Source organism: Halobacteriovorax sp. DPLXC-1, assembly GCF_036903125.1.
Classification (GTDB): domain Bacteria; phylum Bdellovibrionota; class Bacteriovoracia; order Bacteriovoracales; family Bacteriovoracaceae; genus Halobacteriovorax_A; species Halobacteriovorax_A vibrionivorans.
Genome location: NZ_JAYMCO010000001.1, coordinates 364,272 through 388,392, shown reverse-complemented (window position 1 = coordinate 388,392; position 24,121 = coordinate 364,272). Strand labels below are relative to the sequence as shown.

The 24,121-nt window shown below is 38.5% G+C and carries 29 protein-coding genes; all 29 read right to left on the bottom strand.

All coding sequences use genetic code 11. The features are described from left to right. Window positions 1-49: 49 nt before the first annotated feature. On the bottom strand, window positions 50-427 hold the full coding sequence (rplR, locus tag VCM44_RS02000) for a 50S ribosomal protein L18 (protein WP_114705860.1): 378 nt from the start codon (window positions 425-427) through the stop codon (window positions 50-52). A gap of 55 nt (window positions 428-482) precedes the next feature. After that, window positions 483-1,019 (bottom strand): 50S ribosomal protein L6, encoded by a 537-nt coding sequence (rplF, locus tag VCM44_RS01995; protein ID WP_114705861.1) that lies wholly within the window; start codon window positions 1,017-1,019, stop codon window positions 483-485. A gap of 13 nt (window positions 1,020-1,032) precedes the next feature. Beyond that, complete coding sequence (gene rpsH, locus VCM44_RS01990; protein WP_334677875.1) at window positions 1,033-1,413, bottom strand: 30S ribosomal protein S8; 381 nt, start codon at window positions 1,411-1,413, stop codon at window positions 1,033-1,035. 22 nt (window positions 1,414-1,435) lie between these two features. Then, entirely contained in the window at window positions 1,436-1,741 is a 306-nt protein-coding gene (gene rpsN, locus VCM44_RS01985; protein ID WP_114705863.1) for a 30S ribosomal protein S14, read from the bottom strand. 14 nt (window positions 1,742-1,755) lie between these two features. Beyond that, window positions 1,756-2,295, bottom strand: a complete 540-nt coding sequence (gene rplE / locus VCM44_RS01980; protein WP_114705864.1) for a 50S ribosomal protein L5 — start codon at window positions 2,293-2,295, stop codon at window positions 1,756-1,758. A gap of 14 nt (window positions 2,296-2,309) precedes the next feature. Beyond that, window positions 2,310-2,621: a 50S ribosomal protein L24 gene (gene rplX, locus VCM44_RS01975; RefSeq protein ID WP_114705865.1), complete on the bottom strand. Its 312-nt coding sequence runs from the start codon at window positions 2,619-2,621 to the stop codon at window positions 2,310-2,312. A gap of 21 nt (window positions 2,622-2,642) precedes the next feature. Then, window positions 2,643-3,011, bottom strand: a complete 369-nt coding sequence (rplN, locus tag VCM44_RS01970; protein WP_114705866.1) for a 50S ribosomal protein L14 — start codon at window positions 3,009-3,011, stop codon at window positions 2,643-2,645. 31 nt (window positions 3,012-3,042) lie between these two features. Beyond that, window positions 3,043-3,291 (bottom strand): 30S ribosomal protein S17, encoded by a 249-nt coding sequence (rpsQ, locus tag VCM44_RS01965; RefSeq protein ID WP_114705867.1) that lies wholly within the window; start codon window positions 3,289-3,291, stop codon window positions 3,043-3,045. A gap of 2 nt (window positions 3,292-3,293) precedes the next feature. Further along, on the bottom strand, window positions 3,294-3,491 hold the full coding sequence (gene rpmC, locus VCM44_RS01960; protein WP_114705868.1) for a 50S ribosomal protein L29: 198 nt from the start codon (window positions 3,489-3,491) through the stop codon (window positions 3,294-3,296). Between the two features lie 15 nt (window positions 3,492-3,506). Beyond that, on the bottom strand, window positions 3,507-3,926 hold the full coding sequence (gene rplP, locus VCM44_RS01955; protein WP_114705869.1) for a 50S ribosomal protein L16: 420 nt from the start codon (window positions 3,924-3,926) through the stop codon (window positions 3,507-3,509). A gap of 39 nt (window positions 3,927-3,965) precedes the next feature. Beyond that, window positions 3,966-4,595, bottom strand: a complete 630-nt coding sequence (gene rpsC / locus VCM44_RS01950) for a 30S ribosomal protein S3 (RefSeq protein ID WP_114705870.1) — start codon at window positions 4,593-4,595, stop codon at window positions 3,966-3,968. A gap of 8 nt (window positions 4,596-4,603) precedes the next feature. Then, a complete protein-coding gene (gene rplV, locus VCM44_RS01945; RefSeq protein ID WP_114705871.1) occupies window positions 4,604-4,939 on the bottom strand; it encodes a 50S ribosomal protein L22 in 336 nt (111 codons plus the stop codon). A gap of 31 nt (window positions 4,940-4,970) precedes the next feature. After that, on the bottom strand, window positions 4,971-5,255 hold the full coding sequence (rpsS, locus tag VCM44_RS01940) for a 30S ribosomal protein S19 (protein ID WP_114705872.1): 285 nt from the start codon (window positions 5,253-5,255) through the stop codon (window positions 4,971-4,973). A gap of 12 nt (window positions 5,256-5,267) precedes the next feature. Continuing rightward, entirely contained in the window at window positions 5,268-6,092 is an 825-nt protein-coding gene (rplB, locus tag VCM44_RS01935; RefSeq protein ID WP_114705873.1) for a 50S ribosomal protein L2, read from the bottom strand. Between the two features lie 19 nt (window positions 6,093-6,111). Beyond that, on the bottom strand, window positions 6,112-6,402 hold the full coding sequence (gene rplW, locus VCM44_RS01930) for a 50S ribosomal protein L23 (protein WP_114705874.1): 291 nt from the start codon (window positions 6,400-6,402) through the stop codon (window positions 6,112-6,114). Window positions 6,403-6,404: 2 nt separating this feature from the next. Next, window positions 6,405-7,022 carry a 50S ribosomal protein L4 gene (gene rplD, locus VCM44_RS01925; protein ID WP_114705875.1) on the bottom strand — a complete coding sequence of 206 codons (618 nt, stop codon included), beginning with the start codon at window positions 7,020-7,022 and terminating at the stop codon, window positions 6,405-6,407. A 21-nt stretch (window positions 7,023-7,043) separates the two neighbouring features. Beyond that, on the bottom strand, window positions 7,044-7,733 hold the full coding sequence (gene rplC, locus VCM44_RS01920; RefSeq protein WP_114705876.1) for a 50S ribosomal protein L3: 690 nt from the start codon (window positions 7,731-7,733) through the stop codon (window positions 7,044-7,046). Between the two features lie 71 nt (window positions 7,734-7,804). After that, on the bottom strand, window positions 7,805-8,113 hold the full coding sequence (gene rpsJ, locus VCM44_RS01915) for a 30S ribosomal protein S10 (RefSeq protein ID WP_114705877.1): 309 nt from the start codon (window positions 8,111-8,113) through the stop codon (window positions 7,805-7,807). 166 nt (window positions 8,114-8,279) lie between these two features. Further along, a complete protein-coding gene (gene tuf / locus VCM44_RS01910) occupies window positions 8,280-9,470 on the bottom strand; it encodes an elongation factor Tu (RefSeq protein ID WP_120405577.1) in 1,191 nt (396 codons plus the stop codon). A gap of 41 nt (window positions 9,471-9,511) precedes the next feature. Continuing rightward, entirely contained in the window at window positions 9,512-11,587 is a 2,076-nt protein-coding gene (fusA, locus tag VCM44_RS01905) for an elongation factor G (protein WP_334677874.1), read from the bottom strand. Between the two features lie 148 nt (window positions 11,588-11,735). After that, window positions 11,736-12,206: a 30S ribosomal protein S7 gene (gene rpsG, locus VCM44_RS01900; RefSeq protein ID WP_114705880.1), complete on the bottom strand. Its 471-nt coding sequence runs from the start codon at window positions 12,204-12,206 to the stop codon at window positions 11,736-11,738. Between the two features lie 87 nt (window positions 12,207-12,293). After that, complete coding sequence (gene rpsL / locus VCM44_RS01895) at window positions 12,294-12,668, bottom strand: 30S ribosomal protein S12 (RefSeq protein WP_114705881.1); 375 nt, start codon at window positions 12,666-12,668, stop codon at window positions 12,294-12,296. 105 nt (window positions 12,669-12,773) lie between these two features. Then, the gene (gene rpoC / locus VCM44_RS01890) at window positions 12,774-16,892 is read right to left on the bottom strand and encodes a DNA-directed RNA polymerase subunit beta' (protein ID WP_120405579.1); all 4,119 of its coding nucleotides are present in this window, start codon (window positions 16,890-16,892) and stop codon (window positions 12,774-12,776) included. A gap of 45 nt (window positions 16,893-16,937) precedes the next feature. Further along, a complete protein-coding gene (gene rpoB / locus VCM44_RS01885; protein WP_114705883.1) occupies window positions 16,938-21,065 on the bottom strand; it encodes a DNA-directed RNA polymerase subunit beta in 4,128 nt (1,375 codons plus the stop codon). Window positions 21,066-21,233: 168 nt separating this feature from the next. Further along, window positions 21,234-21,602, bottom strand: coding sequence for a 50S ribosomal protein L7/L12 (gene rplL / locus VCM44_RS01880; protein ID WP_114705884.1), 369 nt, complete (start codon window positions 21,600-21,602; stop codon window positions 21,234-21,236). Window positions 21,603-21,656: 54 nt separating this feature from the next. After that, on the bottom strand, window positions 21,657-22,187 hold the full coding sequence (rplJ, locus tag VCM44_RS01875) for a 50S ribosomal protein L10 (protein ID WP_114705885.1): 531 nt from the start codon (window positions 22,185-22,187) through the stop codon (window positions 21,657-21,659). Between the two features lie 95 nt (window positions 22,188-22,282). Beyond that, a complete protein-coding gene (gene rplA / locus VCM44_RS01870) occupies window positions 22,283-22,990 on the bottom strand; it encodes a 50S ribosomal protein L1 (protein ID WP_114705886.1) in 708 nt (235 codons plus the stop codon). A gap of 10 nt (window positions 22,991-23,000) precedes the next feature. Continuing rightward, on the bottom strand, window positions 23,001-23,426 hold the full coding sequence (rplK, locus tag VCM44_RS01865) for a 50S ribosomal protein L11 (protein ID WP_114705887.1): 426 nt from the start codon (window positions 23,424-23,426) through the stop codon (window positions 23,001-23,003). Window positions 23,427-23,463: 37 nt separating this feature from the next. Then, window positions 23,464-24,093, bottom strand: a complete 630-nt coding sequence (gene nusG, locus VCM44_RS01860; protein ID WP_114705888.1) for a transcription termination/antitermination protein NusG — start codon at window positions 24,091-24,093, stop codon at window positions 23,464-23,466. Window positions 24,094-24,121: the final 28 nt, after the last annotated feature.

Genomic DNA, 24,121 nt, shown 5'->3' with positions numbered 1-24,121 from the left:
CTTTTACTGTTTTTTCAACGCTTTTATTTTCTTCAGACATCACTTACTCCTAAATTTGAATTCCATTTTCTCTAGCAGATTCAACAACAGCTTTAATTACACCGTGGTATTTAAGTCCGTTTCTGTCGAAAACAGCAGTTGAAATATTCTTAGCTTTTAAGTTTTCAGCAAGTTTAGCACCTACAAGTTGAGCACCTGCAACATTACACTTTCCTTCTACTGCGTTCTTACCATAAGTTTGAACACTGAAAAGAGTCTTGTTAGCTTCATCATCAATAACTTGTACAGTGATGTGCTTGTTTGTACGGTTTACAGATAGACGTGGTCTTTCTGCATTACCAGCAACTTTTTTACGAATTGCAAGTTTTCTTCTAATTCTTCTAGCTGTACTTGCTTTACCAGCTTTACCATAAGGTTTTCTAATCATTTTAGTCTCCTCACCCTAGGCCCTAACCGCGGGCCATTCTCAGGCTACATATTTATTACTTACCGCCAGATTTACCAGCTTTTCTAACAATGTGCTCTTCAGCGTATTTAACACCTTTACCTTTATATGGCTCTGGTGGTCTGAATGAACGGATTTTTGCAGCAGCAAATCCAAGAAGCTCTTTATTTGGTCCAGTAAGTTCAATCTCATTCTTAGTTACTTTTGCAGCAACTGTTTCTGGAAGAACGTACTCGATTGGGTGAGAGTAACCAAGGTTAAGTGTCATTGTGTTTCCACTTACTGACGCCTTGTAACCAACACCGTTGAACTCAAGCTTTCTTGTAAAACCATCAGTAACACCTGTTACCATGTTAGAGATGATTTGTCTTGCTGTACCCCACATTGCACGAGACTTTTTTGACTCGTCAATTGGGTTTACTTTTACTTCGTTACCTTCATGTGAAAGAGTTACTAAATTATTAAAAGTATACTCTAGTTCACCTTTAGGCCCTTTAACCGATACTGTTGTACCGTTTATTGATACCTGAGTTTTCTCAGGAACTATTACCGGGTTTTTTCCTACACGTGACATTACTCGCTCCCTACTACCAAATATTACAGATTACTTCACCACCAACTTTTGTCGCTCTCGCTTCTCTATCAGAAATAATTCCTTTAGAAGTTGATAGGATTGAAGTACCTAGACCACTGATTACTCTAGAGATATCTTTATAACCACGGTACTGTCTTAGACCTGGCTTAGATACTCTTTGAAGACCAACAATAGCGTTATCTTTTAGTAGTACTTTAATTCTTATATCTGACTGGCTTTTTGCAATAATTTTGAATGAACGAATATATCCTTCGTCCTTCATAACTTTACAAACACCAGCTTTCATTTTTGATGCTGGGAACTCAACTCTATCGTGTCCAGCATTAATTGCATTTCTAATTCTTGTTAACATATCTGAAATAGGATCAGTCATCATAATCTCGTCTCCTCTACCATCACCAGCTTGACTTAGTTACACCTGGGATCATCCCTTTAAGTGCTAACTCTCTAAATTGAATTCTTGATAATCTGAACTTTCTATAGAAAGCACGTGGACGACCAGTCAGTTCACATCTATTTCTTACTCTAATTTGAGCTGAATTTCTTGGAAGCTTTTGAAGTCTGATCATCGCTTCAAATCTCTCTTCATCAGAAAGTTTTTCGTTGATGATAGCAGCCTTAAGTTCTTTTCTTAAAGCACCATATTTTTCAGCAAGCTTAGCTCTTTTCTTGTTACTTTCAATTTTCGCTTTTCTAGCCATTACTATATCCTCTATTACTTGTTGAAAGGCATACCAAAAAGGTTTAGTAGCTCTCTACCTTCTTCGTTGTTTCCAGCAGTTGTTACGATTGAGATTCCTAGACCTCTTACTTTATCAATTTGATCGTAAGAAATTTCTGGGAAAATAATCTGCTCTTTTAAACCTAAAGTATAATTACCCTGTCCATCGAAACCTTTAGAAGAAACACCTCTAAAGTCACGAACTCTTGGAAGAGTAATATTAACAAGTCTATCAAGGAATTCGTACATTCTCTCACCACGAAGAGTAACATTTGCACCTAGAGGCATACCTTCTCTAACTTTGAAACCTGCAACAGACTTTCTAGCCTTTGCAACAACTGGCTTTTGACCAGTAATAGTTCCAAGATCCTTAACAATCGACTGAACAACTTTAGAGTTAGTAACTGCGTCTCTTGTACAACAGTTAACCACTATCTTTTCTAGCTTAGGAATCTGGTTAACATTCTTATAACCAAACTTCTCAGTCATTTTATTTTTAATTTCATCATTATAAAGTTTTCTGAATCTACTCATATCTGCCTCTACCCTTAACTCAGTTCTGATCCACAAGAAACAGCGACTCTAACTTTCTTTCCATCTTTTTCTTCAAATCTTACTCTTGTAGCCTTTTTTGTTTTTGGGCTTACAACAGCAACATTAGAGATGTGAAGAGGCGCTTCGATATCAACGATACCGCCTGCTGGGTTCTCTTGAGTTGGTTTAATTGCTTTTTTTACTAGATTAACACCACCAACATAAACAACTTTGGTCTTGAAATTAATTTTCTTAACTTCACCAGTTTTGCCTCTGTCTTTTCCTGTTAAAACTACAACATTATCATTAACTTTTAGCTTTTGCATAACTTCCTCACTGAACCTTGATTATAGAACTTCCGGGGCCAAAGAACAGATCTTAGTGAAACTTCTGTTTCTTAATTCTCTAGCTACAGGACCAAAAATACGTGTCCCTACTGGTTCATTGTTATTATTTAGAATTACAACACTGTTCTTATCAAATCTGATGTAAGAACCATCTTCTCTTCTAATTGGGTACTTTGTTCTAACGATAACTGCTTTCTTAACGTCACCCTTTTTAATTTTTCCACCTGGAAGAGCTTGCTGAACTGCTACTACAATAATGTCACCAAGATTTGCGTTCATTCTTTTTGAACCACCAAGAACCTTGATACACTTTACTTCTCTAGCTCCAGAGTTATCAGCAACTTCTAACTTAGTTTGCATCTGAATCATTTCTAACTCCTAAAATAGGCTTATTAAGCCATTACTTATTTACCTTTAACAGTTCCCACTTTTTGAGTTTTGAATAAGGTTTACTTTCAATAATTGTTACATTGTCACCTAGACTTGCTTCAAAACTTTCGTTATGAGCATGGTATTTCTTAGTTTTTGTAACGAACTTACTGTATACAGGGTGCTTAAAACGTCTAGCAACGTTAACAACTACAGTTTTATCATTCTTTACAGAAACAACTACACCATCTAGCTTTCTTTTAAACGTTTTTGTACTCATGGTTATTCACCTTTAGCTTTCTTTGCTGTTAATAATTTAGCAATATTCTTTTTTGCAATTTTTAGCTGATGAGGCTTTTCGATTCCACTTGTCGCTTTTGACATGTTCATATCGAAGATAGCTCTTCTCATTTCAGTAACTTTTGCATCAATTTCTTTACCGCTTAAACCGCTTACTTCTTTATAATCTAACTTTTGCATAACTTCCTCTAACGATTAAAGTTCCTGTTGCTCTCTAGAAATGATTCTAGTTTTAACAGGCAGCTTGTACATAGCAAGCTTAAGTGCTTGTTTACTTAGCTCAGGATCAGTATGCTTAATTTCAAACATTACTCTTCCTGGTTTTACTACTGCAACCCAAGAATCTGGAGAACCTTTACCTTTCCCCATACGAACTTCAGCTGGCTTCTTAGTTAGGACTTTATCTGGAAAGATTTTGATCCAAACGTTACCACCTCTTTTGATCTTTCTTGTCATTGCAATACGGGCAGCTTCAATCTGACGGTTAGTTATATACCCACATGACAGGGCTTGTATAGCAAATTCGCCGAACGTGATAGTATTTCCACGGTTTGCTTTCCCTTTCATTCTTCCTTTCTGCTGCTTACGCCACTTTACTTTTTTTGGACTTAACATATTTACCTCAATAAATTCAATTCATTAACGAATTTCCAACTACTTGTAAATCTCACCCTTATAAACCCAAACTTTAACACCGATAATACCGTATGTTGTTTGTGCTTCAGCAGTGTTGTAATCAATATCTGCTCTAAGAGTGTGTAGAGGAACTTTTCTCTCTGTATAACCTTCTGCTCTTGCCATCTCAGCTCCGCCTAAACGACCTGCTGTTCTAACACGAATACCTTTAACACCAGCTCTGAATGCTGACTGCATAACTTTCTTCATTGCTCTTCTGAAAGCTACACGTTTCTCAAGCTGACCTGCGATATTCTCAGCAATTAACTTTGCTTCTGCATCTGGTCTTTTAACTTCTGCAATATTGAAGATTAGAGTCCCTTTAGTAAGTTTCTTAAGGTCGTTTCTAATTTTCTCAATTCCTGCACCTTTTTTACCAATTGCTACACCTGGCTTAGCTGTATAAACAGTAACCTTAACCTGGTTTGAAGTTCTTGATAACTCGATGTTAGCTACAGAAGCATTCTTCATGTTCTTTTCAATGTAGTTTCTAATTGCAAGATCTTCGTGAAGTGTTTCACCGTATTCTTGATCGTTAGCAAACCAATTTGAGTGCCATGACTTAATATAACCTAATCTAAAACCGTATGGATGTACTTTTTGTCCCATAATTTATCCTATGCTTCTTTTAGTTCAACTGTTATGTGACTAGTTCTTTTTCTAATTCTGAATGCGCGACCTTGAGCTCTTGGCTGGATACGCTTTAAAGTTGGACCTTCGTCCGCTTTAATGATTGAAACAACTAAGTTGTCTAAATCATATTTTTCAGAATCAGCTGCGATTGCTAATCCACTATTAATTAATTTTGTTAAAACAAGTGCAATTTCTTTCTTCTCTTGGAAACGTAAAATCTTTAACGCTTCAGAAGCTTTCTTCTTTCTAATTAGATCGCAAACCTGTCTTACTTTTCTTGGCGCGATACCAACTCTACTGTTTCTAACTGTAATGGCCATCTGACCTTCTCCTTATTCAACTGTAACTTAACTACTTTTTCTTGCCTTTCTTATCTGCACCGTGACCATAGTAAGTTCTTGTAAGTGCAAATTCACCTAACTTATGTCCGATCATATTGTCTGTAACATAAACTGGTATGAATTTCTTACCGTTGTGAACGGCAAATGTAAGTCCAATAAACTCAGGAACAATCGTTGATCTTCTAGACCATGTCTTGATCACTTTGTTACCTTTATTACCTTCTTCTTGCATTTGTAGAGCTTTTTTCATTAAGCTAATATCAACAAATGGTCCTTTTTTAAGTGAACGGGCCATATTAATCTCCTACTACTTTCTTCTCTTAACGATGAACTTATCAGTTCTCTTATTAGTTCTAGTCTTGTAACCCTTAGTTGGTGTTCCCCATGGTGAAATCGGATGACGTCCACCTGAAGTTCTACCTTCACCACCACCGTGTGGGTGATCAACTGGGTTCATAGCAACACCACGTACAGTTGGTCTAAATCCAAGCTTTCTCTTACGTCCAGCTTTACCAATGTTACGTTTTTCGTGATCTAGGTTACCTACCTGACCAATAGTTGCCATACATACTAATTCAACTTTTCTAAGCTCACCTGATGGCATTCTAAGAAGAGCAAACTTACCCTCTTTTGCCATGATTTGTACGTAAGAGCCTGCAGAACGTGCTAATTGACCACCAGCTCCTGGGTACATTTCAACGTTGTGTACAAGAGTACCAACTGGAATGTCCTTAAGCTTCTTAGCATTTCCTACTTTAATATCTGCATCTGCAGATGCGATAACTTTATCACCTACTTTAAGTCCAAGAGGAGCTAGGATGTAGCTCTTCTCACCATCGTGGTATGCGATAAGTGCGATATTACAAGTTCTGTTTGGATCATATGAGATCGCTTGAACTGTTGCAGGGATATCCATTTTGTTTCTTTTGAAGTCGATAATTCTATATCTTCTCTTAACTCCACCACCTCTGTGTCTAACAGTGATACGTCCAGAGTTATTTCTACCTGCAAAATTTTTCTTAACTGATGTTAGACCTTTAACCGGCTTTACATCTTTTGTTAACTCATCACTATTTAGGACTTGCATCTTTCTTAGTGAAGGAGTTGTTGGTTTAAATCTTTTAATACCCATAATTTCCTCAGCTAACTAGTTAAACACCTTTAAAAAATTCAATCTTTTGACCTTCCGCTAATTGAACGAAAGCCTTCTTGAATTTACTAGTCTTTTTTACACCTTTACCAGCTCTTTTAATTTTACCTGGAGTGATGTTTGTCTTTACATTTAATACTTTCACATCATAAAGCGCTTCAACTGCATTCTTAATTTGATGCTTGTTAGCTTTAAGATCTACAACAAAACCAAATCTGTTGTAGTTATCTGTAGCTACAGAAGTCTTCTCAGTGATAAGTGGTTTCTTTAATACATTTTCTAACGTCGCCATAATTACACCAACTTATTTAATAGGGTTTCTAATGCACTCTTTTCAATAACTAGGTTTTCGAATTTAACCGCTTCGTATACAGAGAAACCTTCAACGGCCATCCCTTTACCCCACTGTAAGTTCTTCACTGCTCTAAGAGCTGGTGAGTTTTTATCAGCAGTTACTACTAAAGCCGGTAGTAAACCTTTACCATTTAAAAGATTGTACATTTCTTTAGTTTTACCAGTTGATTCAATCGTATCTACTACTGTCAACTTTCCTGCTTGGAGTTTGTCAGCAAGAATAGATTGAATAGCAACCTTTGCCATTTTCTTATTAACTTTTTGAACGTAGCTTCTTGGGCTAGGACCGTGAACAGTTCCACCGCCTACCATAAGAGACGATCTAATAGAACCTTGACGTGCTCTACCTGTACCTTTTTGTTTGAATGGCTTAATACCACCACCGCTAACATCTGAACGACCTTTAACACAAGCATTACCTTGTCTTCTTCCCGCTAGAGTAGCTTTAACAACTTGGTGTACAGCCGCTACGTTAATATCTTCAGCAGTTAGACTTACGTTTGTAGTAAGCTTTCCCGCTTCTTCTAATTTTGCATTTAATACTGTTACATCACTCATAACTATTACCTCAGTCTACTATTACTTCTTAAGTGCTTTTGCAATTCTTACAAAACCGTTTTTAGAACCAGGAACTGATCCCTTAAGTAGCATGTATCCTTTATCTTGATTAACTTCAACAACCTTGATGTTTTGAATAGTTTTTGTCTCACTACCCATGTGACCAGGCATTCTTTTGTTCTTCCAAACTTTACCAGGAGTCGCTCTGTTACCGATCGAACCACCACGTCTGTGGAATTTCGAACCGTGAGTTGCAGGTCCACCTTTAAAGTTGTGTCTCTTCATTTGACCTTGGAAACCTTTACCTTTAGATGTTCCTGTTACGTCAACATATGTAGAAGCTTCAAATGACTCAACTGAAAGATCTTTACCTAAGTTAGCAGCATCTACACCTTGAGCTGTAACTTCTGCAAATCTTACAAAGTTATTCTCAACGTTAGCTGACTTAAGGTGACCCTTAGTTGCTTTATTAAGTAGTTTTTCTCTTTTTTCGTAGTAACCAACTTGGTAAGCTTCGTACCCATCTTTATCTAGAGTCTTAACTTGAGTTACTTTATTAGGAATAAGTTTGATTACTGTTACTGGAACGTGGTTACCAGCTTCATCAAAGATTCTTGTCATACCAGCTTTAACACCATAGATAGTATTAAGAGCTAGTGAACTAGATGATTCAGTAGCAGCTGTCTCAACTGCTTGAGTTTCTTCTGTCATTTTGCCTCCACAGCATCACTCTTCTCCAAGAGATGCATGCATGGTTAATAATAAAATTTTTTTAGTTTATACTAGTACTTGATTTCAACGTCAACACCAGCTGATAGATCTAATTTCATTAGGCTATCAACAGTCTGTTGAGTTGGATCAACAATATCAATTAGTCTCTTGTGTGTTCTCATTTCAAATTGCTCACGAGATTTTTTATCTTTGTGAGGTGATCTAAGAACAGTAAATTTATTAATTTCTGTTGGTAATGGGATTGGTCCCGCTACTCTAGCGCCTGTTTCTTTAGCTGTTTGAACGATCTCATCTACAGAGCTATCAAGAAGCTTGTGATCATATGCGCGCAATTTAATTCTTAACTTAGAAGCTTTCATACACATCCTATTAATCAATTTTAAAAGTTGAATTTGACTTTTATATGTTTTTTGGGCCTATTGTCAAATTATTTTTACGCTAGGCCATATATTTTTTACGCATCAACCAATTTTTCTCATAAAAAAAGGGTGGCCCTTAAGACCACCCTCTTTATATACAATAAAATTAGTCTAGAATTTCAGATACTGTACCAGCACCAATTGTTCTACCACCTTCACGGATCGCGAACTTAAGACCTTTTTCCATCGCAATTGGAGTAATTAAATCTACTGCGAATGAAGTGTTGTCTCCTGGCATTACCATCTCAACTCCGTCTGCAAGTGTAATATCACCTGTTACGTCTGTTGTTCTGAAGTAAAATTGTGGTCTATAACCTTTGAAGATTGGAGTGTGACGTCCACCTTCATCTTTTGAAAGGATATATACTTCACAGTTGAACTTCGCGTGTGGAGTTACTGATCCTGGCTTAACTAGACACTGACCACGTAGTACTTCTTCACGCTTAACACCACGTAGAAGTAGACCAACGTTATCACCTGCACGACCTTCGTCAAGAAGCTTTCTGAACATCTCAACACCAGTTACAGTTGTCTTAGTTGTTTCTTTAATACCAACGATCTCGATCTCTTCGTTTACCTTGATTACACCTCTTTCAACACGTCCTGTACAAACTGTACCACGTCCTGAGATTGAGAATACATCTTCTACTGGCATTAGGAAGTCAAGATCTGTTGCTCTAGCTGGAGTTGGAATATACTCATCAACTTGTGCCATAAGCTCTAGTACTTTATCTTTACCAATTGCATCGTCTCTCATTTCAAGAGCTGCTAGTGCCGAACCAGCTACGATAGGAATATCGTCACCTGGGAAGTCGTAAGAAGATAGAAGCTCTCTTACTTCCATTTCTACTAGCTCAAGTAGTTCTTCATCATCTACTTGGTCTACTTTATTTAAGAATACTACGATCGCTGGTACACCTACCTGACGTGCAAGAAGGATGTGCTCTCTTGTTTGTGGCATTGGCCCATCAGCCGCTGAACAAACTAAGATTGCTCCGTCCATTTGTGCTGCACCTGTAATCATGTTCTTTACATAGTCAGCGTGACCTGGACAGTCTACGTGTGCGTAGTGTCTTGTTGCTGTTTCATACTCAATGTGTGAAGTATTGATTGTAATACCTCTAGCTTTTTCTTCTGGTGCCGAATCGATTTCGTCGAATTTTCTTACGTCACCACCAAGTGCGTTCGCTAGTGTAATTGAAATTGCCGCTGTAAGAGTTGTCTTACCGTGGTCAACGTGCCCGATCGTACCAATGTTTACGTGGGGCTTACTTCTGTCAAAAGATTCTTTTGCCATTTTTTTACTCCTGCTTTTTGTTAAAAAAAATCTAAAGTGTTTTAGATGTATATTCCTCGTTTTTCAAGTATTTCTTTCGCCATTTTCATAGGAATTTCCTCATAACGATCAAAATTCATCGTAAAGTTGGCCCTTCCCTGTGATTTCGAACGTATATCTGTTGAGTAACCAAACATTTCAGATAAAGGAACTTCAGCATCAATCACTTCTTTATCTTGCTTTGCACTCATGGCGTGAATTTTTCCACGCTTTGTATTTATATCTGAAATAATATCCCCAGTGTAATCTGTTGGAGTTACTACTTCTAAGCTCATTTTAGGCTCAAGTAAAGACAATCCAGCATTACGACATGCTTCTCTAAATGCGTTTGAGGCTGCAATAGCATATGCAACTTCAGAGCCTTCTTCTTCATTAAAGTTTGCTGCGACTAATTTAGCCTTAATATTTATAAATGGATACCCAGCAAGTGCTCCCCCCATTGAAGTATCTTTGATACTTTTTTCAATAGCATTTAAGAAGTCTTGTGGTAGATCACGCTTAGTTAGATCTGTTTCAAATTGAACACCAGACTGATGATCCGTTGGCTCAACCTCAACAACAGCATGGCCATACACCATCTTTCCACCTTGCTCGCGGTTAAATGTATCTTCGGCCTTAGCCGTACCTGTAATACTCTCTCTATAAGAAACCTGAGGATCTCCTACTCGTATACCAACTTTAAATTCACGCTCAAGACGATCACAAATAATCTCTAAGTGAAGCTCGCCCATACCAAAAATTAGAAGCTGACCAGTTTCTTTATTATGTTGATAAGTAAACGAAGGATCTTCTAGCTTTAGCTGACTTAAAGAAGTCATTAACTTCTTTTCATCATTTGTCGTTTTAGGCTCAATGGCAACTGAGATTACAGACTCTGGAAATTCCATAAGGTCGAAAATAATTGTACGGTTTTCCGCACAAAGAGTTTCACCTGTTACAGTTTCTTTTAATCCCGAAATTGCAATAATATCACCAGCTTTTGCTTCTTGAAGCTCAGTTCTCTTAGCTGCATGCATTTGAAGAATTTTATTAACTCTTTCACGCTTACCTTTATGAGGATTATATACCTGTGCTCCCGCCTTAAGAGAACCTGAATAAATTCTGAAGAATGTTAAAGAACCAACAAATGGATCCGTTGCAATCTTAAATGCAATCCCTGAAAATGCATCTTCAGTATCTGGCCTTCTTACTTCTTCCTTATCATGATTCTTTCCATTCACACCTTTTACTTCACCACGATCAATTGGTGAAGGTAGGTAGTCGCGAACAGCATCGAGAAGTGGTTGGACACCCTTGTTTTTAAAAGCAGAACCACAAAGAACTGCAACAAACTCGTGATTAATAACTGCTTCACGAATAGACTTTGAAATTCTTTCAGCTGATATAGACTCACCAGACAGATAATCCTCTGCTAATTGGTCATCAAAGTCAGCTAAAGTTTCAATTAATTCCTCATGGGCCATTTGTGCATCATCTTGCATATCTTGTGGAATTTCTTCAACAACAACAGTTGAGCCCAAGTCTTCATCTTTAAAAAGAATGGCCTTCATATTTACAAGGTCAATAACACCTTTAAATGTATCTTCTGCACCAATTGGTAATTGAATTGCTGCTGCAGTTTTACCAAGCTTAGTTCTAATCTCTCCAAGACACATTTCAAAGTCAGCACCAACACGGTCCATCTTGTTAACAAATGCAATTCTTGGAACGCTATACTTATCAGCCTGGCCCCATACAGTCTCTGACTGTGGCTCTACACCGGCTACAGCATCAAATACACCAATTGCCCCATCAAGAACTCTAAGAGCTCTCTCAACCTCAATTGTGAAGTCTACGTGACCTGGAGTATCGATAATATTAATATTTGTTTTCTTCCACATACAAGTCGTAGCAGCGGAAGTAATTGTGATACCACGTTCTTGCTCCTGAACCATCCAGTCCATAGTCGCAGCACCATCATGCACTTCTCCAATCTTATGACTCTTACCCGTATAATAAAGAATACGCTCAGTAGTTGTCGTCTTTCCGGCATCAATATGCGCCATAATACCGATATTTCGAATATTTTCTAAACTCATAATAAGTCCTTAAAAATTTAATAAAATGCAGACATATAATTAACACAAACAAGGCAGTTTAGGTAGGAATAAAAAAGGGCCTCAATAGAGGCCCTTTATAGTTTATTATGAAATTTGCTTAATTTTATCTTGTTAGATTAATAACAGATTACCACTTAAGGTGAGCAAATGCTTTGTTAGCTTCTGCCATCTTGTAAGTGTCTTCACGCTTCTTAACAGCTCCACCTCTACCTTGAGAAGCGTCGATGATTTCGTCTGATAGTTTTTCAACCATAGTTCTACCACCACGAGCTCTTGCGTAATCTCTTAGCCATCTAAGTGCTAAAGATTGTCTTCTGTTATTTCTAACTTCAACTGGAATTTGGTAAGTTGCACCACCGATACGACGAGACTTAACCTCTACCGCTGGCTTAATGTTAGAAAGTGCTTTTTTGAATACTTTTAATGGCTCTTCACCAGTCTTTGACTCAACTCTTTGAAGTGCTCCATAAAAGATTTTTTCAGCAACTGACTTTTTCCCATCTTTCATAATTGCGTTTACACATTTTGCGACAACAACGTCTTGAAAAATTGGATCAGGTAGTACTTCTCTAGTCTGTGCTCTATTTTTTCTACTCATATTATTTCTCCTTCACCGGAAACAGATTTAACTGATCGATTACTCACCTCAGGCCATTACGCAATCGGTGTCAATTAGTTAACTAAATTACTTCTTAGGCTTTTTACAACCGTACTTAGATCTTCTCTGACCTCTTTTATCAACACCTTGGCAGTCTAATGTACCTCTAATAGTGTGATAACGAACCCCTGGAAGGTCTTTTACTCTACCACCACGAATCATAACGATCGAGTGTTCTTGTAGATTGTGTCCTTCACCACCAATGTATGAAGTAACTTCAAATCCACTTGTTAGTTTTACCCTACAAACCTTTCTCATCGCTGAGTTTGGTTTCTTAGGAGTAGTTGTATATACTCTTGTACATACACCGCGTCTTTGTGGACACGCTTTTAAGGCAGGTGATTTAGTTTTTTCAAACTTATCAGTTCTACCTTTTCTAATTAATTGGTTAATCGTAGGCATTTCCGCTCCTTAACTACAACAAATTTCAAAGATAAAATTAGGCTTTAGCCCATAATAAACTATAGAGGGATGGTGTAACACACCACCCCTCATATAAGCAAGTTTTTATAACATTAATGTAGAAGTTTCTTCAACTGAAGACTCTTCTTCAACAAATGCTTCATAATCACGGTACTTAGAGATACCAGAACCTGCTGGAATCAGGCGGCCCATAAGTACGTTTTCTTTAAGACCGCGAAGCATATCTTTCTTACCTTCAAGTGAAGCTTGAGTAAGAATCTTCGTTGTCTCTTGGAATGAAGCAGCTGATAAGAATGAATCAGTTGAAAGAGCTGCCTTAGTAATACCAAGTAGAACTGGTCTAGCTTGAGCTGGCTCATATCCATCAGCAACTAGCTCTTCGTTCGTAGTAAGTAATTCTGCTTTAGTTACAGAGTCACCAACAACAAATGTAGAGTCACCTGGATCAGTTACTTCAACTTTCTTAAGCATTTGAGAAACAATTACCTCGATGTGCTTATCATCAATATCAACACCCTGTAGGCGGTAAACAGCTTGAATTTCATCAACGATGTAACCAGCAAGTTCCTTGATACCTAAAACTCTTAGGATATCATGTGGGTTAGCTGGACCATCCATAATAGCTTCACCAGAACGGATGTAGTCACCTTCGTTAACTGTTACGTAACGACCCTTAGGGATTGTGTAAACAACTGGATCTGAACCATCTTCAGGTCTAATTAGAACTCTTCTAGAACCTCTAACCTCTGCACCAAACTCAATAGTACCTGTAACATCGGCAATTTGAGATGCATTAGTTGGCTTTCTAGCTTCGAAAAGTTCTGCAACTCTTGGAAGACCCCCTGTAATATCTTTTGTTTTCGTTGTTTCACGAGAAACTTTAGATAATACACCACCAATTTCAACTTCATCACCTTCAGTTACAGTAAGAGTTGCTCCTACTTGAAGACGGTATGTTGCTTGACGGTTTGTTCCAGGAACAATTACTGGGTTTCCATCAGCATCAAGAATAGAAATTCTTGGCTGTAGAGAAGGATCCTTAGTTTCCATTACAGTTCTTTGAGTTAGACCAGTTACTGCATCTGTTTGCTCTGCAATAGTTGCACCAACAACTAGGTCTTCAAATTTAACTGTACCAGCTACTTCTGTTAGAAGTGGAATCGCAAACGGGTCCCATTCAATCAGAGTATCCCCTACGTTTACTTCGTCACCTTCTTTGAAGTGTAACTTAGCACCGTAAGTTGCTGGATATTTTTCTTTTTCAACACCACGTGCATCTTTGATGATTAGCTCACCAGTCTTATTCATAATAAGAAGACCGTTTTGAGTTTCAGCAGTGATAACGTTGTTAAATACAACCTTACCAGACGTACGAACTGTTGTTTTATTTACTTGTGCACCAGCAGTTGCAGTACCACCAACGTGGAAAGTACGCATTGTAAGCTGTGTACCAGGTTCACCAATTGATTGAGCGGCAATAACACCAACTGCTTCACCAACTGAAACCATTGTACCGCGAGCAAGGTCACGACCAAAACATGCAGCACAGAACCCATGTCTTTCGTTACAAGTCAGAACTGATCTAACTTTGATTTGGTCAACTTCATTTGCTTCTAGCATCTCAAGGTCTTTTTCAGTTAGTAAGTGACCTGATTGAAGAACTTCATTACCTTCAGCTGAGATAACTGGAGCTGCTGTTACACGGCCCATAGCTCTAGATGCTACGTGCTCAACAACTTCACCAGACTCAATACGTGAAGTAAGAGTAATTCCGTCAGTCGTACCACAGTCTTCATTTCTGATAATACCATCTTGAGCTACGTCAACTAGACGTCTCGTTAGGTAACCAGAGTTTGCTGTCTTTAGGGCAGTATCGGCTAGACCTTTACGTGCACCGTGTGTAGACGTGAAGTACTGAAGTGCCGATAAACCTTCACGGAAGTTTGAAGTAATTGGCGTTTCAATAATTTCACCTGATGGTTTGGCCATTAGACCCCTCATGGCAGCAAGCTGTCTCATCTGCTGAGCAGAACCCCTTGCACCTGAGTTTGCCATCATATATAGAGCGTTGAATGAAGGAGCGTATACTGGCTCTTCACCTTCTTTCTCAGATGTAAATTCATCAGTTGAAATTTTCTCAAGCATAACCTTAACAAGCTTTTCTGTTGTTTGTGACCAAACATCAACGACTTTGTTATATCTCTCACCGTTAGTGATTGAACCTTCGTTATACTCTTCAGTAATTGCGCTAACTTCATCGTGAGCTTCTTGTAGGATACCTTCTTTTTCAGATGGGATTTCCATATCAACAACGTTAATCGAAATACCTGCTTTCGTAGCGTTGCTATAACCAAGCTGCATAAGACCATCAGCAAGAAGAACAGTATCTTTTTCAGATCCTCTTCTGTAAGCAAGGTCTAGAAGTTTAACTAGCTCTTTCTTCCCTAGGATAATGTTTACATCAGCGAAGTTTAAGCATGATGGAACAATATCGAATACGAAAGTACGACCAACAGTTGTTTCGTGAACAACACCATCGATACGAACTTTAATAGGTGCTTGAAGGTGTAGGTTACCTGAGTGGTAAGCAAACTGAGCTTCTTCTTTAGAAGAGAAAGTTTTCCCGTACCCACGAGCATATGGTCTCTCACGAGTCATGTAGTAAAGACCAAGAACGATATCCTGAGATGGAGTAATAATTGGAGAACCATCTTTTGGAGAAAGAATATTATTTGTCGACATTGCAAGAACACGACACTCAATTTGAGCTTCAAGTGATAGAGGAACGTGAACGGCCATCTGGTCACCATCGAAGTCGGCGTTGAATGCTGTACATACAAGAGGGTGAAGACGAATCGCTTTCCCTTCAATAAGTACTGGTTCGAAACCTTGGATACCAAGTCTGTGAAGAGTTGGTGCACGGTTAAGAAGTACTGGGTGTTCTTGTACAACTTCTTCAAGGATATTCCATACTTCTTCTTTTTGTTGCTCAACCATACGCTTAGCAACTTTAATCGTAGTACAGTGTCCTTTTTCAATTAGTTTGTTGTAGATAAATGGCTTGAAAAGCTCAAGTGCCATAAGTTTAGGTAGACCACACTGGTGAAGTCTTAAACTTGGACCAACAACAATTACAGAACGTCCTGAGTAGTCAACACGCTTACCAAGAAGGTTTTGACGGAAACGTCCTTGCTTACCTTTTAACATATCAGAAAGAGATCTTAGTGGACGCTTGTTAGCACCAGTAAATACTTTACCACGACGACCATTATCAAAAAGAGCATCTACTGCTTCTTGAAGCATTCTCTTTTCGTTTCTAATGATGATTTCAGGAGCATTAAGTTCTTTAAGTCTTCTTAGACGGTTGTTTCTGTTGATAACACGTCTGTATAGATCGTTAAGATCTGAAGTTGCAAAACGTCCAGCTTCAAGAGGAACTAGAGGTCTTAAGTCTGGTGGAAGAATTGGAACTACATCCATCATGAACCACTCAGGCTTGTTTTCAGACTTCATAAGAGATTCAACAACTCTTAATCTCTTAACGAACTTTGTTCTTGCCATTTCTGTTGTAGCATTAGCAAGACCACGTCTTAAGTTTTTGTTTTCTAAATCGATATCAAGCTTAGAAAGTAGTTCTTGAACAATCTCTCCACCCATACCAGCTTCAAAGTCAATTCCTTGATCTTTAAGTTCCCAGTATTGTTGTTCAGAGATAACACGACCTACATCTAGACCACCTTCAACACCATCAGTTGCTGAAGCAGTTACAATATAAGCTTCATAGTAAAGAACCTTTTCAAGTTCTTTAAGAGAAAGATTAAGTAGAGCGGCCATTCTTGAAGGAAGTGAACGTAGGAACCAAATGTGAGCAACAGGAGTTGCTAATTCGATATGTCCACATCTCTCACGACGTACTTTTGAAAGTGTAACTTCAACACCACACTTCTCACATACTACACCTCTGTGCTTCATTCTCTTATACTTACCACAGATACATTCGTAATCTTTTACTGGTCCGAAGATCTTTGCACAGAATAAACCATCTCTTTCAGGCTTATATGTTCTATAGTTAATAGTTTCTGGTTTTTTTACTTCACCAAATGACCACTCTCTGATTGTATCAGGAGAAGCAAGCTTGATAGATACACCCTCAACGCTTACTGGATCTTTTGGCTTATCAAAAAAGTTTAAAAGGTCTTTCATTTTTTATGCCCTCTTAATATATGGCAGGACTAAGCCTGCCATAAATTAACGAATAGATTCTTCAATTCTGTCTTCTTCAAGTTTAACGTCTAGACAAAGTGCCTGTAGCTCTCTGATTAGAACGTTGAACGATTCAGGAAGACCTGGTTCAAGTACTTGCTCACCTTTAACGATTGACTCATACATTCTAGTTCTACCGATAACATCATCAGATTTAACAGTTAAGAACTCTTGTAGTGTATAAGCAGCACCGTATGCTTCTAGTGCCCAAACTTCCATTTCCCCAAGTCTCTGACCACCAAACTGAGCCTTACCACCAAGTGGTTGCTGAGTTACAAGTGAGTAAGGACCTGTTGAACGTGCGTGAAGTTTTTCGTCTACAAGGTGGTGTAGTTTAAGCATATACATAACACCAACAGTAACGTCCTCAGCAAATGCATCACCAGTTTTACCATCAAACAGTGTAGTTTTACCGTGTGGTTCTAGGTCTGCAAGCTCAAGCATTTCTCTGATATCTGCTTCTGAAGCACCATCAAATACTTTAGTTGAGAAACGAACACCGCTAGTAAGCTTCTTAGCAAGTGCCATAACAACATCGTCTGAAGCTGACTTAAGCCACGCTTCAACCTCTGGAGTCTTATAGATTTTGTAAATGAAATCCTTGATCTCATGAACTTTCTGCTGTTCTTCAAGCATTACCTTGATTTTTTCACCAAGACCACGTCCGGCCCAACCAAGGTGAAGCTCAAGAAGCTGTCCGATATTCATACGAGAAGGTACCCCTAGTGGGTTAAGTACGATCTCAACAGGTGTTCCATCAGCAAGATATGGCATATCTTCACGAGGTACAACGTTTGAGATAACACCTTTGTTACCGTGACGACCGGCCATTTTATCACCTGGCTGAAGCTTACGCTTAATTGCAACGTAAACAGTAATCTTTTTGATTACACCTGGAGGAAGCTCATCACCTCTATGAAGTTTAGCAATTTCATCAGTAGTCTTAGCTCTAACTCTATTGATCTTGTTTCTAACATCTGCGAAATACTCAGATAGTTTTTCTTCAAGTTCAGCTTGTAGAGGTAAGTAACCAATTAGCTCAAATGGAATTGAAGCAAGTACTTCACCTGTGATCTCAGTTCCCTTAGAAAGAAGTTCTGCTGAACCATCTTCAGAAACAAGAACGTCAGTGATTTTTGCACCTTTAAGCATATCTGCAATTTTTAGAATTGCTGAAGTTTGAATTGCTTTAATTTCAATTCTTTCATCTCTTCTAAGAAGAGTTGTTTCTTGCTCAATGATATCCTTAGATCTTGCACAAAGCTCAACACCTTCACGAGTGTAAACTCTAGCATCAATTACTGTACCGTAAACAGATGAAGGAACTCTTAGTGATGTATCTTTAACGTCACCAGCTTTGTCACCGAAGATTGCTTTAAGAAGTTTTTCTTCAGGAGAAAGTTGAGTTTCACCCTTAGGAGTAATCTTACCTACAAGAATGTCACCTGGCTTAATGATTGCACCAACTCTAACGATCCCTGCTTCATCAAGGTCTTTTAGAGACTCTTCTGAAACGTTTGGAATATCGCGAGTGATTTCTTCTTTACCAAGTTTTGTATCACGAGCTTCAACTTCGAATGCTTCGATATGAACAGAAGTAAATACATCTTTTGCAAGAAGATCTTCTGAAATCAGGATCGAATCCTCGTAGTTGTAACCACCCCATGGCATGAATGCAACAAGAGGGTTTTGCCCAAGTGCTAGGTCACCATTGTCAGTACCAGGTCCGTCAGCTAGAACGTCACCTTTCTTAACAATGTCACCTTCAGTAACAAGAGCTTTTTGGTTATTACAAGTGTTCTGGTTAGTTCTTTGATATTTAACTAGTTTATAAATATCAACGCCAGATTCACCATCTTTAAAACTATCTCTTTGAATAACGATTCTATTTGAATCAACAAAGATTACTCGACCATTGTCTTCAGCAACAAGAACGGCACCAGAGTCTCTAGCTACAATTCTTTCTGTTCCTGTACCAACGATTGGAGCTTCAGTCTTAACAACAGGCACTGCCTGTCTCATCATGTTCGATCCCATTAGGGCACGGTTGGCATCATCGTGCTCAAGGAAAGGAATTAATGAAGTTGCAACTGAAATCATCTGAGTTGGAGAAACGTCCATTAAGTTAACTTCTGCAGCGTCAACAAGCGTGAATTCACCTGAATCACGTGCAGCAACGTGCTCACCAACTAGCTTTCCATCTTTGATGTTATTTGCATCGATCTGAGCGATAACTTTACCTTCTTCTTGGAAGGCAGTGAAATACTCAACATCACCAATCTTTTGGTCTTCACCAATAGTTAGGTACGGAGTTTCAATGAAACCGTATTCAGAAACTTTTGCAAATGTTGCAAGAGAAGTGATTAGTCCAATGTTTGGTCCTTCAGGAGTCTCAACCGGACACATTCTTCCGTAGTGAGTAACGTGAACGTCACGAACTTCGAAAGATGCTCTTTCTCTCGTTAGACCACCTGGCCCAAGAGCTGAAAGACGACGCTTGTGAGTTACTTCTGAAAGTGGGTTCGTTTGATCCATGAACTGAGAAAGTTGTGATGAACCAAAGAATTCCTTAACGGCAGCAGCAACTGGCTTTTGGTTAACAAGGTCATATGGCATCATTGTATCAATTTCTTGAATTGCCATTCTCTCTTTAACCGCTCTTTCCATACGAACTAGACCAACTCTAAATTGGTTTTCAAGTAGTTCACCTACAGGTCTAACACGTCTGTTACCTAAGTGGTCGATATCATCTACACGACCCTTACCATTGTTAAGCTCAACAAGGTACTGGATTGTAGTGTTAATATCTTCTTTTGTTAAAACTGTATTCTCAACAGGAACATCAGTTTTAAACTTATAATTAATTTTCATACGACCAACGCGTGATAGGTCATATCTTTCTTCATTAAAGAAAAGACTTTCAAATAGAGCTTCTGCAGCTTCAACTGCCGGTGGCTCACCTGGTCTTAGTCTTTCAAAGATCTTAAGAAGAGCATCTTCTTTAGTATCTGTCTTATCTAGTAGAAGTGTGTTTCTGATTTGATCACCAAAGTTGATCATATCAATATAAAGACACTCAACTTCTTTAACACCAGCTGCTGTTAATTCTTGAATCTTAGCTTCTGAAAGAGCTTCGTTTGCAAGACAAATAACTTCACCTGTTTCTTCGTTAAAGATATCTTTAGCAACAACTTTACCAACTACTTCTTCTAAAGTTGCAGGAATTTCGTTTACTCCAGCTTCAGTAAGTCTTCTTACAGATGCTTTTGAGAACTTCTTCCCTTTTCTAACAATAGCTTTACCAGTTTTTGGATCAAGTACATCGTTTGTTGCACGAGTACCAGTCATAAGAGATAAGTCTAAAGTTCTAGTGAACTCACCATTCTTATCAAACTTAATCGTTTCCATGTTGTAGAACATATCAAGGATCTCTTCAGTACTATAACCAAGAGCCTTAAGAACTACTGTTGCATGTAATTTTCTTTTTCTATCAATTCTAGCGAATAGGATATTCTTGTGATCGAATTCGAAGTCTAGCCAAGAACCTCTATGAGGAATGATTCTAGCTGAGTAAAGAAGCTTACCACTTGAGTGCTTCTTACCACCATCGTGTTCGAATACGATACCAGGAGATCTGTGAAGCTGAGAAACAATAACCCTCTCAGTTCCGTTATATACAAAAGAACCAGTTTCGGCCATTAGAGGAATATTACCTAAGTAAACTTCCTGCTCTTTGATCGAAGATACAGTTCTCTGTTCGTTACCATCTTTGTCGACTGCTACATCATAGAATACTAGACGAACAACTACCTTAAGTGGAGCTTCATAAGAAAGTCCTCTTTGGCGACACTCTTTTACAGTGTACTTTGGCTCTTCAAGTGAGTAGCTAACAAACTCTAATGATACAGTTTTGTTAAAGTCATGGATTGGAAATACAGAATGAAAAACAGACTGCAGTCCCATTTCTTCTCTTTGAGAAGGAGGTACGTCCTTTTGAAGAAAGTCATCATAGGACTTCTTTTGTAGAAGCATGAGTGGAGGCGTCTCTAGCACCGATGGTGTAGAGGCAAAGTTTCTGCGAAACCACTCGTTTGGTCTAAAAACCTCAGTCATTATGGTTCTCCCGGGTTTTAATTGTTTAAACGTGCACGTTGTATATGTTTTTTTAGTTACTTAATAACTTTTTTTTTTGGTTTAATCAAACGCAAAAAAGGTGTGAAGATCGCTAAATCTCCACACCTGAATTTTTTAAATTTTTATGCGATGAGCAAGGGGCTTAAATTACTTAAGCTCAACCTTTGCACCAGCAGCTTCAAGTTTTTTCTTGATTTCTTCTGCTTCTTCTTTAGTAGCGCCTTCTTTAACAGTCTTAGGAGCACCTTCAACCATTTCTTTTGCTTCCTTAAGACCAAGACCAGTGATACCTCTAACTTCTTTAATAACGTTGATTTTCTTAGCACCTGCTTCAGCAAGTACAACGTCAAATTCAGTTTTTTCTTCTGCAGCACCTGCAGCACCTGCAGCACCAGCAACAGCTACTGGAGCAGCTGATACACCAAATTTTTCTTCAAGTTCTTTTACAAGTTCAGAAACTTCAAGAACAGTCATGCTAGAGATTTTTTCAATTAATTGTTCATTTGTAATAGACATATTTAACTCCTAAATTTTTAAAATAATTTCAACTATTAACTATTAACTTTTAAATTATTCTGCAGATTCTTCAGCTGCAGCTGGAGCAGCTTCACCGCCTGCTTCTTTTTGCTCTTTAATTGCATTAAGAACTCTAGCAAATGCTGAGATCGGTGCATTAAATGTTGCAAGAAGAGTACCAAGCATCTCATCACGAGATGGTAGGTCTGCAATTGCGTTTACTTCTGCTGGTGTTAGTGCTTTACCATCTAGTAAACCACCTCTAAGTTCTACTAATTCAAACTCTTTCCCACATTCCTTAAGTGCTTTTGCAACACCTGGAGCGTCTCCAAATGCGAAAGCAACTGCTTGTGTACCTTTAAGACCTGAAAGAAGTTCTTCCGCGTCTGTTCCGGCTGCAGCCTTTGAGAAAAGTGAGTTACGAGTAACAACTAGCGTTCCATCCGCATCGCGAACAGACTTTCTTAGAGCGTTGGCATCATTCGACGGTAGTCCAATAACGTTTGTTAGAAAGATAGCGTTTGCATCAGTGATCTTTTTATTAAGACCCTCGATGATAACGTCTTTCTCTGCTCTAGTTAACATCGTTTACCTCCTAAACTACTGGAGGGAGATTTCATGCAGGCTTTATGTGGCGTTAAACTTAATCAGCGGCCACACCGACAATCATCAACCCCTTATTATTTACTAGCTACTGCTGTAGCTTCTAGTGTGTCAATTCTAAGACCTGGTCCCATTGTCGTACTGATAGTCAGTGACTTAAGGTAAGTACCTTTTGCAGATGCAGGCTTAGCTTTAATAATTGCTGATACCATTGTATCAACGTTCTTTCTTAGGTCTTCAGTTGAGAATGAAGACTTACCAACTGGAACGTGGATGATACCATTCTTTTCAGTTCTGTATTCAACCTTACCAGCTTTTTGCTCTTTAACAGCATTTTCGATGTTTGGAGTAACAGTTCCTAATTTTGGGTTAGGCATAAGACCTCTTGGCCCTAGGATTCTTGCTACACGACCAAGTTTACCCATCATATCTGGTGATGCGATAACTCTATCGAAGTCAAGCCAACCACCAGCGATCTTTGCAACTAGGTCATCCCCACCTACATGATCAGCACCTGCTGCTTCAGCTTTAGCAACATTATCACCAGAAGTGATAACACATACCTTAACTGATTTACCTGTACCTGCTGGAAGAGCTAGTGCACCTCTAATCATTTGATCTGCGTGTCTTGGATCAACACCAAGTCTAAATGCTAGATCAACTGTTTCATCAAAGTTAGCAAACTTGATTTCTTTAGCTAGTGCGATAGCTTCGTCGATTGTATAAGTTTTTGTTGTATCCACTTTTGAAAGTGCTTCTGTATATTTTTTTGATTTCTTAGCCATTGTACACCTCTTAGTAGTCCAGTTTAATACCAGCTGAACGACATGAACCTTCGATGATTCTTTCAGCAGCTTCTTGAGTAGCAGCTGTTAGATCTGGTCTTTTCGCTTCAACGATTTCTTCAATAACGTTTTTAGATACTGTCGTTACAACTTCTGTACCTGGCTTCTGTGCACCTCTTTTAAGCTTAAGCTTAGTCTTAAGAAGGTATGAAGCTGGTGGTGTCTTTGTTACAAATGTAAAAGAACGGTCAGAGTAAACTGTAATGATTGTTGGAAGCATTACACCTGCGTCTTTTTGAGTCTTTGCATTAAAAGCCTTACAGAATTCCATGATATTAACACCTTTTTGACCTAGTGCCGGCCCAACTGGTGGTGATGGGTTTGCTTTCCCACCTGGAATCTGTAGCTTAATGAAACCTGTGATTTTCTTAGCCATAAAATTCTCCTGCGAACTTGCGTTCTACCAACGATTATTAATTCTTTTCAACCTGAGAAGCGTCTAATTCTACTGGTGTTGGTCGACCAAAGATAGAAACGTTCACTTTCAGTTTTCCGTTTTCGTTTACTGATTCAATAGTTCCAATGAATGAAGCAAATGGTCCTTCAATAACCTTAACTTCTTCACCTTCAGAAAAGTCCACAGTTGTGCGTGACTTTTTGAAGCCTTCATTAGATTTACCTGTCATATAAGCTGCCTCTTCATCTGATAAAGGGGCTGGTTTGTCAACTGTACCACCGACAAAACCTGTAATTTTATCTGTATCTTTAACTAGGTGCCATGTGTTCTCATTCATAACCATTTGAATTAACACATAACCTGGAAAGAGCTTCTTAGTGATCGTTCTCTTTCTTCCACCTGCATGAGTTGTAACTTTTTCTTCAGGTACAACAATCTCACCAAAAGAATCTGTTAGCTTGTAGTTAACGATTCTTTCACGAAGAGTCTTTTGAACCTTGTTTTCTTGTCCTGTAAGAGCTTTTGCAATATACCAACGAAAGTTAGGGTTAACTGCTTCAGCCTGTTCAGTTGTTTCTTCAGAAGCCTCTGGCGCTGCAGTTACTTCTTCGTTAAGTTCTTTTTCTGATTCGTTATTATCAACCATGCTTTATCTCACTTTTAATTTTTTAAGT

What these genes read in the sequence shown, in the direction of transcription:
- rplR (WP_114705860.1), bottom strand. Translation starts at nt 427, where the DNA reads ATGATTAGAAAACCTTATGGTAAAGCTGGTAAAGCAAGTACAGCTAGA.
- rplF (WP_114705861.1), bottom strand. Translation starts at nt 1,019, where the DNA reads ATGTCACGTGTAGGAAAAAACCCGGTAATAGTTCCTGAGAAAACTCAG.
- rpsH (WP_334677875.1), bottom strand. Translation starts at nt 1,413, where the DNA reads ATGACTGATCCTATTTCAGATATGTTAACAAGAATTAGAAATGCAATT.
- rpsN (WP_114705863.1), bottom strand. Translation starts at nt 1,741, where the DNA reads ATGGCTAGAAAAGCGAAAATTGAAAGTAACAAGAAAAGAGCTAAGCTT.
- rplE (WP_114705864.1), bottom strand. Translation starts at nt 2,295, where the DNA reads ATGAGTAGATTCAGAAAACTTTATAATGATGAAATTAAAAATAAAATG.
- rplX (WP_114705865.1), bottom strand. Translation starts at nt 2,621, where the DNA reads ATGCAAAAGCTAAAAGTTAATGATAATGTTGTAGTTTTAACAGGAAAA.
- rplN (WP_114705866.1), bottom strand. Translation starts at nt 3,011, where the DNA reads ATGATTCAGATGCAAACTAAGTTAGAAGTTGCTGATAACTCTGGAGCT.
- rpsQ (WP_114705867.1), bottom strand. Translation starts at nt 3,291, where the DNA reads ATGAGTACAAAAACGTTTAAAAGAAAGCTAGATGGTGTAGTTGTTTCT.
- rpmC (WP_114705868.1), bottom strand. Translation starts at nt 3,491, where the DNA reads ATGCAAAAGTTAGATTATAAAGAAGTAAGCGGTTTAAGCGGTAAAGAA.
- rplP (WP_114705869.1), bottom strand. Translation starts at nt 3,926, where the DNA reads ATGTTAAGTCCAAAAAAAGTAAAGTGGCGTAAGCAGCAGAAAGGAAGA.
- rpsC (WP_114705870.1), bottom strand. Translation starts at nt 4,595, where the DNA reads ATGGGACAAAAAGTACATCCATACGGTTTTAGATTAGGTTATATTAAG.
- rplV (WP_114705871.1), bottom strand. Translation starts at nt 4,939, where the DNA reads ATGGCCATTACAGTTAGAAACAGTAGAGTTGGTATCGCGCCAAGAAAA.
- rpsS (WP_114705872.1), bottom strand. Translation starts at nt 5,255, where the DNA reads ATGGCCCGTTCACTTAAAAAAGGACCATTTGTTGATATTAGCTTAATG.
- rplB (WP_114705873.1), bottom strand. Translation starts at nt 6,092, where the DNA reads ATGGGTATTAAAAGATTTAAACCAACAACTCCTTCACTAAGAAAGATG.
- rplW (WP_114705874.1), bottom strand. Translation starts at nt 6,402, where the DNA reads ATGGCGACGTTAGAAAATGTATTAAAGAAACCACTTATCACTGAGAAG.
- rplD (WP_114705875.1), bottom strand. Translation starts at nt 7,022, where the DNA reads ATGAGTGATGTAACAGTATTAAATGCAAAATTAGAAGAAGCGGGAAAG.
- rplC (WP_114705876.1), bottom strand. Translation starts at nt 7,733, where the DNA reads ATGACAGAAGAAACTCAAGCAGTTGAGACAGCTGCTACTGAATCATCT.
- rpsJ (WP_114705877.1), bottom strand. Translation starts at nt 8,113, where the DNA reads ATGAAAGCTTCTAAGTTAAGAATTAAATTGCGCGCATATGATCACAAG.
- tuf (WP_120405577.1), bottom strand. Translation starts at nt 9,470, where the DNA reads ATGGCAAAAGAATCTTTTGACAGAAGTAAGCCCCACGTAAACATTGGT.
- fusA (WP_334677874.1), bottom strand. Translation starts at nt 11,587, where the DNA reads ATGAGTTTAGAAAATATTCGAAATATCGGTATTATGGCGCATATTGAT.
- rpsG (WP_114705880.1), bottom strand. Translation starts at nt 12,206, where the DNA reads ATGAGTAGAAAAAATAGAGCACAGACTAGAGAAGTACTACCTGATCCA.
- rpsL (WP_114705881.1), bottom strand. Translation starts at nt 12,668, where the DNA reads ATGCCTACGATTAACCAATTAATTAGAAAAGGTAGAACTGATAAGTTT.
- rpoC (WP_120405579.1), bottom strand. Translation starts at nt 16,892, where the DNA reads ATGAAAGACCTTTTAAACTTTTTTGATAAGCCAAAAGATCCAGTAAGC.
- rpoB (WP_114705883.1), bottom strand. Translation starts at nt 21,065, where the DNA reads ATGACTGAGGTTTTTAGACCAAACGAGTGGTTTCGCAGAAACTTTGCC.
- rplL (WP_114705884.1), bottom strand. Translation starts at nt 21,602, where the DNA reads ATGTCTATTACAAATGAACAATTAATTGAAAAAATCTCTAGCATGACT.
- rplJ (WP_114705885.1), bottom strand. Translation starts at nt 22,187, where the DNA reads ATGTTAACTAGAGCAGAGAAAGACGTTATCATCGAGGGTCTTAATAAA.
- rplA (WP_114705886.1), bottom strand. Translation starts at nt 22,990, where the DNA reads ATGGCTAAGAAATCAAAAAAATATACAGAAGCACTTTCAAAAGTGGAT.
- rplK (WP_114705887.1), bottom strand. Translation starts at nt 23,426, where the DNA reads ATGGCTAAGAAAATCACAGGTTTCATTAAGCTACAGATTCCAGGTGGG.
- nusG (WP_114705888.1), bottom strand. Translation starts at nt 24,093, where the DNA reads ATGGTTGATAATAACGAATCAGAAAAAGAACTTAACGAAGAAGTAACT.